We start from the raw sequence: 13,112 nt of genomic DNA on the forward strand, positions 1-13,112 counted from the left end.
ATTTTGATTGAAGAACAGACGTTTCAATAAAAAGGGGAGAAAGGATTGTTTTTGTTCAACAAGTCTTTCTCCCTTTTATTTTTCATTTTTTGGACTTGGAAGCGATGCAGTCACCCCTTTAATTTCTTAATTGATTTGAGTGCCGGACCTTCTACAACATCGCCGTCTATTGAAAATCTCGAACCATGGCATGGACAATCCCATGTTTTCTCGCCGCTGTTCCATTCTAATTCACAGCCTAAATGGGTGCAGGTAGTATCTACAATGTGGAGGCTGCCATTTTCATCTTTGTAGGCACCGGCTCTTTTTCCGTTATAGGAAACGACTGCTCCTTCATCAGGGGCTAAATCTTCCGGCTTTCTTAGAGCAAACTCAAGCTTTCCTTCAATCAAATGCTTTGCAACATCCGTATTCGTTGAAATAAACTGCTTCACGCTTGGATCTGCTTGAAATCTTGCTGGAGTAAAAAGCTCGCGATATCGGTTTTCCTTCCCTTTAATTATATCGACAAGCAGTCGTGCGGCGGCTGTGCCGTTTGTCATTCCCCATTTTCGAAACCCTGTCGCAAACAGGATATTTGCTTTCTGTTCGTTTATATGTCCAATATAAGGAATTTTATCCAACGTTGTTAAGTCTTGAGTAGACCATCGGTAAGGAATTTTTTGTATGCCGAATGCTTGATCGCCAAAAGCTTGAAGGGATTCGTAATGCTGAATCATCGGGATTCCTTGTCCAGTTTTATGATTTTCACCTGCGATCAGCACAAGATTTTCTCCATTGATCGTGACGGACCGAAGCGACCGAACCGGATTTTCGGCGCTGATGTACATGCCGCCGGGATACTCAATTTTTGTTTTGACAGCAATAATATACGATCTTTCCGCATACATTCTTGAAAAATAAAAGGCGGCATCATAGAAAGGAAAATGCGAACAAATGAATACAAAGTTGCACAAAATGTGATAACCGTCTTTTGTCAAAATTTTCGGGTGTGGGCCATGTTTTATATCGACAGCTGCTGTATTCTCATAGATGTCTATCCCTTTTTCCGACGCGTTTTCCACAAGCTTTTGCAAATATTTTAACGGATGAAATTGGGCTTGATTTTTCATCACAACTGCTGTTTTTGCCTGTACGGGAACAGGGATATTTTCCACAAGCTCTCCTTGAATTCCAAGCTTTTCATATGCTTTATATTCGTTTTCGATTTTTTTTATGTATTGCTCTGAATTCGTATAAACATATGTATCCTCTTCTTTCCAATCGCATTCGATGTTGTGCTCCTGTATCGTTTGTTTGATAAACTCCATCGCATCGCTGGCTGCTTCATAATATAGCTTTGCATTGCTTTCCCCAAAGTGCTGTATAAATTCATCATAAATCAGCCCGTGTTGTGCGGTGACTTTTGCGGTTGTATGCCCGGTCGTACCATTTAAAATACGATCCGATTCGATCAGCGCGGTTTTGATTCCTTCTTTCGCAAGCAGATAGGCGCTTGTGATGCCTGCGATCCCGCCGCCTACAATCGCTACATCAACAAAAATATCTTTGTCAAGCTTGTTGAAGGAGGGCAGCTGAACAGAATCTGGCCAAAACGGTTTTGAAAGCTGAGGAAGTTCATTTTTACTAACAGCTTCTTTCATAAAAAAGTTCCTCCTATTAGAACTGATGATGCTTTTATCTTTTCCTAATATTTGGGTTGTTATGTGCATCTGATAATTTTGAGCGACCTTTTTATTTCAATTAAGATATGCTACGTTTCAAAGAAATAAGTTTTTTGCTGATCCCAATCATTCCTTGCTTCTACTTAGGGTTGCTGTAGGAAAATGCAGATTTAGAACACTAAGTAAATTCCGAAATAAAAAGCCTAATTCTCTCATTTTAAATGATGAGAAATTAGGCTTTTTCCTTAATTAGACAATATAAATTATAATGGACAAACATTAAAGCATAAGTTTTTTTACGAAGAGCACTCGAATAGTTATTATATGACTACAACCGAAATAACTAAAATTATACATTTTTATTATCATTGTATTCTTTAAGTAATTTTTCACATAAATCCTTGCAAATTCCTTGAGAATGGTATCTACTCAATAATTCACTTAGGTTTATGAATATTTTATTTTCATTTAATATATTTTTAAAATCTTGATATAAGTGCCCTTTCTATTAATTTTCACCTTTCTTTCAGTGAAAAGGCTATTTATTTTATTATTGACTTTGTTATTGATTCTTCACTCTCAGCCACTGGGTTTTATAATGTTGAAGCAAAAGTCAAAATTGTTTCGATAAAATGTATATCATCTTTATGTAAACCATTTTTTTCATCCATTCACTTACAGCTAAAATCCCCACAAGTATCACTCCTAAAAGAATAAGACATCTGCCATACGAATAGCCCAGCTTACAGCTATTGCAATGTTCTCAGCGGTAGTTTTACTCATTCTAGTATTCTTTTTTAAGTAAACTGGAAGTCTTGTTCTAACCATAGCAGCTGCATCTGAACCAGCATTTTCAAATTGCGTTAACCAAATTCCGATTTTTTACTATTATTTTTAAACGTTCTGGCAGTAGCTGCGTCTATTATGTTAAAATGTCTTGCCGCATCAAATACCGCATCTCCACCCGCTCTAAGCAACTGTGCGACTTTCAGTATAACACCCATATTATAATGAGTACTGCCTAAAAATCCATTTTGAGAAGCTTAAAATGTAATAGTAATGATAACCATTGTGAACATTAAACTTTATTCAGCACCCTTTAATAGGTACAATGAATATTGACACCGCGAGCGAACAAAAGCTGGAATATCGGTGTAAAGGAGTGTGTCTGTCTTGTTTGATTTAATGCCTTTAATGCTGGAGCGAGTGGGAATTTTAGTCATTTTAGCTTTTTTGTTATCAAGGATGAAGGCATTTCGGCGAATGATTCATCATGAGCATGGATTAAGCGAAAAGCTAATGCTGATTGCCGTATTTGGATCTTTTGGCATTATTAGTAATTATACTGGTGTCGAAATTGCTCAAGGCAATATCAGCTCACAAACATGGCAAATAGAAGTGGATGGAGATGCCGCAATTGCCAATACAAGAATTATGGGAGTAGTGATTGGGGGATTGCTTGGCGGTCCATTCGTCGGCATCGGCACTGGTTTAGTAGCAGGACTTCATCGGATGACATTAGGAGGATTTACCGCGTTTGCTTGCGGAGCATCTACTATTTTGGCTGGATTCGTGACCGGTTTCCTTTGGAAGCGTTTTAGAATAAAAGACAATTTTTCACCTTGGAAAGCTGTTTTGACCGGAATTTTTATGGAATGTACTCAAATGGGACTTATTCTCTTACTTGCCCGCCCGTTTGAATCCGCAGTTAAGCTTGTAGAATTAATCGCTCTTCCGATGATTACGATTAACGGATTTGGGACTCTTATTTTTATTTTAATTATTCATTCGATTCTAGTGGAGGAAGAGCGGACGAAGGCGCTTCAAACACATAAATCTTTTTACATCGCGCAGCAGACCTTGCCATTTTTCCGAAAAGGCTTAAATGAGCATTCGTGTAAAAAAGTAGCGGAAATTATTTTAAAATGGACGAAAGCAGATGCCATTTCCATTACCAATCGGGAAATTGTCCTCGCTCATATCGGTGCCGGTTCTGATCATCATAAGCAGGGGCAAACTTTAGTAACAAAGCTGACAAAAAAGGTTTTAGAGCAGGGTAAAATCATTAAAGCAAAATCGAAGGAGGAAATCCAATGCCCAAATTCTGATTGTCCGCTTCAGTCAGCGATTGTTATGCCGCTTCAAGTACACAACCAAACGGTTGGCACGTTAAAGCTTTATTTTTTAGACCCGAATCTTATGGATAAAGTGGAGCAAGAGCTGGCGGAAGGACTTAGCAAGCTGTTTTCTACCCAATTGGAGCTTGCTGATGCAGAACTGCAGAGAAAACTGCTGAAAGATGCAGAAATTAAAGCTTTGCAGGCGCAAATTAATCCGCATTTCCTGTTCAATTCGTTAAACACGATTTCCAGCTTGATCAGAACTGATGCGGATAAAGCTAGAAAGCTTCTTTTAAAATTAAGCGTGTTCTTCCGAAGTAATTTACAGGGAGCTAGACAATTTGTCATTCCGCTTGAAAAAGAGCTTGAGCATGTTGAAGCGTACTTATCTATTGAGCAGACAAGATTTCCTGATAAATATCATGTAAGTTTTGATATTGACCAAAGCTTAAAGAAAGTAATGGTTCCGCCGTTTACGCTTCAGCCTCTCGTCGAAAACGCCATCAAGCACGCTTTTGCCAATAAGGAGCATGGGAAAGTGTCCATTCAGGCGTATGCAAAAAATGATCAAATGATCTTAATCACCGAAGATAATGGCAGCGGCATTCCTGATCATTTATTGCGTCAATTGGGAAATCAGACCGTTCAATCGAATGATGGAACAGGAACAGCTCTTTGGAATATAAAAAAACGAATAGAAGAAATTTATGGTTCCGCCGGAGCCTTCCATATTAAAAGCGATGAAAATGGAACGAAAGTGACGATTAAGTTTCCATTAGAAATGAAAGGAGAAGTAGCCGTATGATCAAGGCTTTTATCGTGGAGGATGAACCGTTGGCAAGAGACGAACTTATTTACTTGCTTAAAAGGAGCAAGCAGGTAGAGATTGTTGGGGAAGCGGAACAAATGGATGAAGCGATTGAAAAAATCCGCCAGACCGACATGGATGTGATCTTTCTCGATATACAGCTGTCATCTCATGAACAAGGGATTAGACTTGCTGAAAAGCTAATGGAGATTGATCATAGACCTGAGATTGTTTTTGCAACCGCTTATGATGAGTACGCTTTGAAAGCATTTGATCTGAATGCGGTTGATTACATTTTGAAGCCGTTTGATGAAGAAAGGATATTTCATACAATTGAAAAAATTTCAAAGCGGCTGGAAGCCCGCCAAGAAAAAAGACCGCAATATTTTCAAATGCAGGATGAAAAGATTCCTGTGTCATTAGACGACCGCATTCTGCTTATTAACGTGAAAGATATTCTTTATATTGAGTTTAATGACGGAAAAACCATTATCACTTGCCGCGATCAAAAATATGAAGTTAAAGAATCGCTTGTCACTTTTGAAAGAAAGCTGCAGCAAACGCATATCATGCGTGTTCATAGAGCTTATTTAGTCAACTTGAATGAAATAGTTGAAATTCAGCCGTGGTTCAACTCCACGTATCATGTAATCATGAAAAATGGCGAATCGATCCCGGTCAGCAGAACTTATACGAAGGAACTGAAAAAGCGATTGGGCATTTAAAAAAAGCTGAAAGCTTTAAGCAATATTTGTGACAAAATTGTTGCAATTCAATTTAAGAAATTGACGATTTATCCCCGGATTCTTGCATTTTGTTTTGAAAACCGATCATGAAGATGTTTATTTAATACAATGAATGTAAAAAGCAAGAACAAAGGGGAGTTTGCAAAAAAATGAATGCGATTACAATCGTGATTGCCTCAATGTGTATTTTAATGATCGCCTACCGTCTTTACGGAACATTTATGGCTGTAAAAGTGTTGAAGCTGGATGATTCAAAACCGACACCAGCTCACGAATTAAATGATGGAAAGGATTATGTTCCGTCGAATAAATGGGTAAGCTTCGGGCATCACTTTGCCGCTATTGCTGCAGCAGGACCGCTCGTCGGACCGATCCTGGCTGCACAATTTGGATATTTGCCCAGTCTGCTGTGGCTTTTGATTGGTGCCGTAATTGGAGGGGCCGTCCATGATGCAGTCGTTTTATTTGCTTCCATGCGGCAAAAAGGGAAATCATTATCGGAAGTAGCAAAAGAAGAATTAGGTCCGGTAGCCGGCTTTTGTACAGGACTTGCCATGCTGTTCATTATTACCATAACAATGGCTGGTCTTTCCATGGTTGTTCTTCATGCATTGGAAAAAAACCCTTGGGGCACGTTTGCAGTCGGAATCACCATTCCTATTGCTATGGGAGTCGGAATTTTCTATAAGAAAACAGGCAATTTAAAATTAGCTTCAACAGTTGGCTTTATTTTATTAATGATAGGTGTTTTCGCAGGACCTTCCATACAAGAAACAGCTCTTGGGGATTGGTTGACATTCGATACTAAAACTTTGGCGCTTATTTTACCAATCTATGCATTTTTTGCTGCGGCTTTGCCGGTTTGGCTGCTGCTTGCTCCTCGTGATTATTTGAGCAGCTTTATGAAAATCGGTGTGTTCATTGCGCTGATCATTGGTGTTTTTATCATTAATCCTTCTATTGAAATGCCGGCCTTTACTGAATTTATCCACGGCGGAGGGCCGATTTTAGCTGGACCTGTTTGGCCGTTTATATCGATTACAATTGCATGCGGTGCGATTTCAGGATTTCACGCTTTTGTCGGATCGGGTACAACGCCGAAAATGCTTAATAAGTGGAGCGATATAAAAGTTGTCGGCTTTGGAGCCATGTTGGTGGAATGTTTGGTCGGCATCATGGCGCTGATCGCTGCAACAGCTCTTCATCCGGCAGATTATTTTGCGATCAATTCCGCGCCGGAAGTATTCCGGACACTTGGAATGGATGTTATTAATTTACCAGCTTTAAGCCAGGAAATAGGTTTAAATTTGGAAGGAAGAACAGGTGGAGCGGTTACACTTGCAGTTGGAATGACTTATATTTTTACTGCGATTCCATGGTTTGAGAATTTGGCTTCGTATTTTTTCCAATTTGTTATAATGTTTGAGGCTGTTTTCATTTTAACTGCGATTGATGCAGGAACACGTGTAGCACGTTATTTAATTCAAGATTTCTTCGGTGAAGTGTATAAACCATTAAAAAAGGTAGATTCCGTTCCGGCTTCCGTATTTGCAAGCGCTTTAGCCTGTTTTATGTGGGGGTACCTGCTTTACTCAGGAGATATTGGATCGGTTTGGGCATTGTTTGGCGTATCGAACCAGCTGATGGCATCCATCGGACTGATTGTCGGTGCGACAGTCATTTTAAAAATTGCCGATAAACGAAGATATATGCTTACTTGCCTCATTCCGTTAGCTTATTTATTTGCTACAGTAAACTATGCTGGCTACTGGATGACCGTAAATGTTTATTTGAATCCGGAAGCTGCAGGCTACAACGTATTAAACGGAATTTTATCCATCATTATGCTCGTTCTTGGTATTGTCATCTTGGCAACGGCATTGAAAAAATGGATTGAAATATGGAATGATCCGGGCTTTCAAATGGAGGCTAAATCAGCCTGACACAAGGGTAATTGGGCGGCTCATTTGTTGATGCCGCTCTTTATTTGTTTAAGCATCACAACAGCGGTGGCGACAGAGGAGGAGAAATGATCAAACGATGGCAAAAAAACTTAATGGAAGTAATGGATCGTAAAAGCAATATCATGTACAATAACAACTAACTAATTAGTTAGTTGTATAAAAAAGGGTGATTTTTATGGCGAGAAATAAAGGAGAAGAGAGCAAAAAGAAAATATTTCAAGCTGCTGCGGAGCTGTTCGCTCATAAAGGTTTTCATGCTACAAAGATCAGCGATATTGTGGCAAAAGCAGGGCTCACGCAGGCAGCTTTTTATCTTTATTTCAACAGCAAGGAAGAAATTTTCGAACAAATGCTTGAAGATTTTGAAAAGCAGTTAATTCATTTTAGTGATGCAGGAAAAAAAGTGGCTGATATACAACCGGAGCAAGTGAAAGACCATGTCCGTGAGACAATCGTTGACATTCTGAAGTTTCTCGGAAAAAATCCTCACTTAACGAAAGTTGCACTCAGGGAGAACAAAGATGATCGTTTACGAAGCATCATTGTTGAAAAAATAGCAGCAAATATGAGCAACAATCAAAGACTTGGAATTGTTAAAACGGAAATTGACACTCAATTTGCCGGTGAAGCATTTCTCTCAGTGATCGAGCACATCATTGAACGATATGTAATGACAGGAGAAAAAACAGAAAATGAACTTGCGGACCAAGTGTCCCTTTTGTTCTTAGAGGGGATTTTGAATAAAAATTAAAAGGGGAACATGAAAGGTGCTGGAATGACGTTAACATCATTTCGCATTAGTGTATATGCGAAATAAAAAAATGAGATTAGATCAGTCGTTTTCCATTGGATAAAATGCTATTTAAAGCCGCTAACCAATTTATTCGGTTAGCGGCTGCTCCGTTTTATTAAACGTTACACGATTTGCCAGTTCTAAGTCTTTCACGGCGTCTTCAGCTGTAACAAATCCTTCCCATCCTTCTTCTTCAATGATTCGGCAAAAATCAAGGAAACGGTCTTGGACCATTGCCTCATACCACAATTGCCGCTGCTCCAATTTGATTGTCCGTTCGTATGAAATGCTGGATAGTGCTTTAAGCGGGAACGATTTATTTTTGAAACAATGAAAGGCTGAAGAGCGTACTTTTTCAACAGCGTTTTCTACCGGTTTTTTCGGTATGCTGTCTAGTATTTGATCGATCAGCTCGCCCTGTTCTTTTGAGATTTTGCCCTCTAAATATAATTTTTGGGGAATCCATCCTTCAAGTACAATCCGTCCATGAGTGCAATGAATTTCCCATTTTGTCGATTCCGGTGCGTCAGGATCCATCGTAAAGCCGTGGTAATATTGAACAGGAACTAAAGAATATAGGTTGTTTTCCGAACTTTTTTCGTCTTGTTGATAAACTGGTTTATGAAGAACGCTCGCCCAAACACGCTGTTTTTCACCGTTTTCCTCCGTCAGAGCAAAACCGTTCGCATCGACCGCTTCTCCGAGTATGTGGCGACCGACCTCAAAAAAATGAACTCCATGTTCAATAAAAATGCCTCCGCTTAGTTGATCATTCCAAAACCAATGGCCATTGGCGACGTGATGAGCCGAGTTGGTGAGACTTGCATGATGCACGAATCCAAGCAGCCGATGGCGGACGATCCATTCAACAGCTTCTACTAGCGGATTGTAACGCAATACAAGGTTCACGGCGAATGCACGCTTTTGTTTTTTTGCATAGTTCGCATTTTCCAAAAGTTCCTTGGCATAAAGGGCACCAGGTTTTTCTAACAAGACATGCTTTGTGTGTGTTAAAGCCAGTCGACTAAGTGAGGAGTGAAGATGGGGCGGTGTTGCTAAAATGACAATATCGATTTCAGGATCGGCTATAAGGTCGGCTGCCTCATAATATTCTTTTGGCGTTATCGCATTATGTCTCTGTTTTTTGTAAGCAGCCATCACGCTCTCCCGTTTTGTATCCGTCCTTCCTGCGACAGCTGTCAATTGAAATTCAGGCAGCCGTGCAAGCGCACCGGACAAAAAAGTGGCAAAAGCGCCCGCACCTGCGATCCCCACTCGGTAAGTCTTCATCTTGCCAGACATGGTGTTTTCCCCCTTTACGTTATGGAATTTGACAACTTCATTATAAACGAAAATATAGTCTCGTAAATTTTGAATTGCACAATTAGTAGGATGTATATTTTTCAAAACCGATTCTGTCAAGTGTAAAAAAAGTTTGAAAGATTTGCATGAATGAGAGCAAGGAAATGACAGGATGATCGTTGAATCAAATCTAGGAAACCTGCTCAAACAACGATTCCTAACAAATAACTTTTAATTATTTATTTGTATGCAAAAGCGATTGCCATCATGATTCAAAGGAAATTCGGGAGTTGCTTCCGGAAAAATCCAATCTGCCTTGATTATAAACATTAGAAAATATAGCTTTTCTGTAAATGGGCTGATGCGGACAGCTTGGAATCACTTATTGATGCTAAGCTTGTTCAACAAAAATCAGCTTTCGAAAATATTTGCCGGTGCTTCCATTAGTTTAGTTGAGACGGGGAAAAAATATAACTGCTGCAACGAAATTTTTTTGTAATGTTTAAAATATTAAAACAATAAATTCATATTTTTTGATATGATGAAAGTAAGGTTTTGCAAAAAGAGGTGTAAAATGGATTTTCCTGTTTATATACATTTGGGTCCTGTTTCGATTCATCCGCATTTATTTTTTGAGACTTTGGCTTATTTTGCCGGTTTCAGAGTTTACTTGCATACGAGAAATAAAGAAAGAATTCCACTTGATAAGGCGATGTGGGTCGTGATCGGTGCGATAGCCGGGGCTGCGTTAGGATCAAAGCTCCTATATTGGCTTGAAAATCCTGTTGAAACGCTGAAAAATGTGACGAATCTCAACTATTTAATGGCCGGGAAAACGATCGTCGGTGGATTGCTGGGAGGACTGATCGGAGTTGAAACCGCAAAAAAGCTAATCGGCTGGAAGCGCTCGACAGGCGATGATTTTGTCTTACCGCTTATTATTGGCATGAGCATTGGCAGGATAGGCTGTTTTTTCACCGGCCTCTCAGACCATACGCACGGCACCCCAACGACTTGGGTGACGGGTGTTGATTTTGGAGACGGCGTGCCGAGACATCCAACTCAAATATATGAAATTGTCTATTTATGGCTGATCGGTTTTTTCGTTCTATACATAAGAAAAAAGAAAACATCTCCGTGGGAAGGGTTTCTGTTCCAGTTTTTTATGGTTTCCTATTTGCTGTTTCGCTTTTTTATTGATTTTATCAAGCCGACACCTCACCCGTATTTTGGGTTAAACAACATTCAGTTAGCAGCTTTCGTCGGATTGATGTACTATTTGTTCCTTATAAGGAAAAAGAGAAGGGAGAAATTTCAGTATGCCAAATAGACCATACATTTTCTATGAATTAACGAACAGCATTTGTTCGAAATGTTTGCGGAAAACGGAAGCAAAAGTCATATTTGAGAATGATCAAGTTTTTTTAGTAAAACATTGCCGTCATCATGGAAGAGAAAAAGTATTGATCTCAACCGATATCGAATATTACAAAAAATGCCGTGAATTTTTGAAGCGTGCAGAAATGCCGTATCGCTGGAATACCTCCATTCAATACGGTGCCCGTATGATTGCGGCTTATGTCCGGATCACGAGCAGCACAGCTGCTTGGCATTGGTGGAAGTTACGGATCAGTGCAATTTGCAATGCCCGATCTGTTATGCGGAGTCTTCCCCGAAAAAACAGAAATGGCGCCCACTAGAGGAAATTGAGAAGATGTTTGATGCGATTGTGAAAAATGAGCGGGAACCAGATATCGTTCAAATCAGCGGCGGTGAACCAACGATCCATCCACAGTTTTTCGAGATATTAGAAATGGCGAAATCGAAGCCAATTAAGCATATAATGGTGAATACAAACGGAATTAAAATTGCCCAGGACAAAAAATTTGCTGAAAAGCTGGCTCGCTACATGCCCGGATTTGAAATTTATTTGCAGTTTGACAGTTTTGAAAAAGAGGCGTTAATCGATCTGCGCGGAGTAGATTTGCGAGCAGTCCGAGAGAAGGCAATAGAACATTTAAATGAATACAACATTTCCACAACATTAGTTGTCACGTTAAAAAAGGGTGTAAACGATCAGGAGGTCGGAAAAATCATTAAATACGGTCTTTCGCAGCAGGCAGTCAGGGGAGTCACCTTTCAGCCGGTGCAAATTGCCGGAAGAACAAAAAATTTTAACCCTGCAACTGACCGATTAACGTTGAGCGAAGTTCGCAGCATGATTATCGAGCAATCGGAGGTTTTTCAAGCAGACGATATTATTCCTGTCCCTTGCCATCCTGACTGTTTGGCTATGGGGTATGCGCTGAAGTTAAACGGGGAAGTAAAGCCTCTGACGGGTATGATCGATCCGCATATTCTCCTTGAAGGAGATCAAAATACGATCGTATTTGAACAGGATGAACAATTGAAACATAAAGTTTTTGAGCTATTCAGTTTAAATCATTCTCCCGGCTCTTCCGCGATGTCACTAAAAGATTTATTATGCTGTCTGCCGAAAGTAGCGATACCGGAAAATATCAGTTATAACAATGTGTTTCGTGTAATTATTATGCAATTTTTAGATGCTTATAACTTTGATGTTCGTTCAGTTAAAAAATCCTGTGTACATATTGTACATCACGACGGCCGCATCATTCCGTTTGACACGTATAACTTGTTTTATAGGGACAGCCTTGAAAACCGGCTGAAAGAAATTCAAACAGAAATGGCGATGACTGCGCATGAATGAGCATACAAAAGACATTTGGAAAGGCATCGGTATTGTGCTTCTTTTACATGGGCTATTGTTGATTTTTCCGATTACGATCTTTTTTATCGGTTTTGTTCAGGTGATTTATATCATTCCAGCAGTGGTGATCGCCTTAATGAAAAGAAAAACAGCGATTGCTCAAGGAATACTGATCGCAGCTGGGATTACGTTTTTAGTGAATACAGCATGTTTCGGAGTGTTTATGATGGGATGGTACTAACGTAAAGAGTTTACAAACATGGTATAAAAAGCTGTAAATAAAACTTGTAGAGAAAAATATTGTCCTTCTCTACAAGCTCTGTAGCGCTAATCTAGGGGAAAATGGTCAAATTATAGGATTACATTTTTAACTTTCATAATGCCCTTTCGCTTCTTTTTTCGGCCATATTGTATAGCTGAAGCTCCATAAAAAATCGATAAACAGGATGAACGTCCATTTTGCCGAAAATGATAAAAGTGCTTCTGTTTTCTGGAAATCGTTGACAAAAAGAACCATGAACAGGAGAAGTGCATTCCCAATAATCCATGCTAGAAGGTGGCGGTACCAGCCTTTCCGTTCATAAGCAGCATGCTGTTTTCCGAATTGAGGCCGTTTATTTGGCCGCTTTCCTCCAGCAAATCGGTAAGCAAACTGTTCATCCGCCCACTGAATCATCCGTTTGCCAAATGCAACCGAAACCCCAATATATACAGCAGACAATCCGTGTACAAAATGAGCTGTTGCACCGTCTTTCAAATCGATAACCGTTGCGATGATTAAAACAAGATCGATAAGAGGCGTACACAATAGAAGGAGCGACCCGAATTTTTTCCAGCCTAGAATATATCTAGCGAATAATCCGGCGCCGACAAATATCCAAAACAAAATTTCGCATATGACAATGAGCCAACCGATCATGATTCCACTCCTTTTTAAAACACACGTATTAAATAAAAATTTAATACAAGTGTATTAAAAAAACA

The 13,112-nt window shown here is 39.6% G+C and carries 11 protein-coding genes; 8 read left to right on the forward strand and 3 right to left on the reverse strand.

All coding sequences use genetic code 11. The annotated features are described in order from the left end of the window. Positions 1-110: 110 nt before the first annotated feature. Positions 111-1,643 carry an FAD-dependent oxidoreductase gene (locus tag NSQ44_RS08575; protein WP_340856525.1) on the reverse strand — a complete coding sequence of 511 codons (1,533 nt, stop codon included), beginning with the start codon at positions 1,641-1,643 and terminating at the stop codon, positions 111-113. A 1,194-nt stretch (positions 1,644-2,837) separates the two neighbouring features. Here NSQ44_RS08575 and NSQ44_RS08580 point away from each other — a divergent pair. The 4 genes from NSQ44_RS08580 to NSQ44_RS08595 all read left to right on the forward strand — a co-directional run bounded on the left by NSQ44_RS08580 (position 2,838) and on the right by NSQ44_RS08595 (position 8,053). Continuing rightward, a complete protein-coding gene (locus NSQ44_RS08580; protein WP_340856526.1) occupies positions 2,838-4,589 on the forward strand; it encodes a sensor histidine kinase in 1,752 nt (583 codons plus the stop codon). Beyond that, on the forward strand, positions 4,586-5,317 hold the full coding sequence (locus tag NSQ44_RS08585; protein ID WP_340856527.1) for a LytR/AlgR family response regulator transcription factor: 732 nt from the start codon (positions 4,586-4,588) through the stop codon (positions 5,315-5,317). Before NSQ44_RS08580 ends, NSQ44_RS08585 begins: the two co-directional genes overlap by 4 nt. A gap of 170 nt (positions 5,318-5,487) precedes the next feature. Further along, the gene (cstA, locus tag NSQ44_RS08590) at positions 5,488-7,281 is read left to right on the forward strand and encodes a carbon starvation protein CstA (protein WP_340856528.1); all 1,794 of its coding nucleotides are present in this window, start codon (positions 5,488-5,490) and stop codon (positions 7,279-7,281) included. Between the two features lie 196 nt (positions 7,282-7,477). Further along, positions 7,478-8,053: a TetR/AcrR family transcriptional regulator gene (locus tag NSQ44_RS08595; protein WP_340856530.1), complete on the forward strand. Its 576-nt coding sequence runs from the start codon at positions 7,478-7,480 to the stop codon at positions 8,051-8,053. Positions 8,054-8,182: 129 nt separating this feature from the next. On the opposite strand, the gene NSQ44_RS08600 is transcribed toward NSQ44_RS08595, so the two are convergent. Continuing rightward, positions 8,183-9,397, reverse strand: coding sequence for a Gfo/Idh/MocA family protein (locus NSQ44_RS08600; RefSeq protein ID WP_340856531.1), 1,215 nt, complete (start codon positions 9,395-9,397; stop codon positions 8,183-8,185). A 574-nt stretch (positions 9,398-9,971) separates the two neighbouring features. Here NSQ44_RS08600 and NSQ44_RS08605 point away from each other — a divergent pair. Genes NSQ44_RS08605 through NSQ44_RS08620 form a run of 4 tightly spaced genes read left to right on the forward strand, consistent with a single transcriptional unit; the run spans position 9,972 to position 12,369 of the window. Further along, positions 9,972-10,727, forward strand: coding sequence for a prolipoprotein diacylglyceryl transferase (locus NSQ44_RS08605; protein WP_340856532.1), 756 nt, complete (start codon positions 9,972-9,974; stop codon positions 10,725-10,727). Then, positions 10,717-11,097, forward strand: coding sequence for a hypothetical protein (locus NSQ44_RS08610; RefSeq protein WP_340856533.1), 381 nt, complete (start codon positions 10,717-10,719; stop codon positions 11,095-11,097). Before NSQ44_RS08605 ends, NSQ44_RS08610 begins: the two co-directional genes overlap by 11 nt. Further along, on the forward strand, positions 11,013-12,128 hold the full coding sequence (locus NSQ44_RS08615; RefSeq protein ID WP_340858196.1) for a radical SAM protein: 1,116 nt from the start codon (positions 11,013-11,015) through the stop codon (positions 12,126-12,128). Before NSQ44_RS08610 ends, NSQ44_RS08615 begins: the two co-directional genes overlap by 85 nt. Continuing rightward, on the forward strand, positions 12,121-12,369 hold the full coding sequence (locus NSQ44_RS08620) for a hypothetical protein (protein WP_063389546.1): 249 nt from the start codon (positions 12,121-12,123) through the stop codon (positions 12,367-12,369). Before NSQ44_RS08615 ends, NSQ44_RS08620 begins: the two co-directional genes overlap by 8 nt. 126 nt (positions 12,370-12,495) lie before the next feature. Here the strand turns inward: NSQ44_RS08620 and NSQ44_RS08625 are convergent, their stop codons facing one another. Next, the gene (locus NSQ44_RS08625; protein ID WP_340856535.1) at positions 12,496-13,047 is read right to left on the reverse strand and encodes a hypothetical protein; all 552 of its coding nucleotides are present in this window, start codon (positions 13,045-13,047) and stop codon (positions 12,496-12,498) included. Positions 13,048-13,112: the final 65 nt, after the last annotated feature.

Origin of the sequence: Aeribacillus sp. FSL M8-0254 (assembly GCF_038008845.1) — a bacterium.
Classification (GTDB): domain Bacteria; phylum Bacillota; class Bacilli; order Bacillales; family Aeribacillaceae; genus Aeribacillus; species Aeribacillus composti.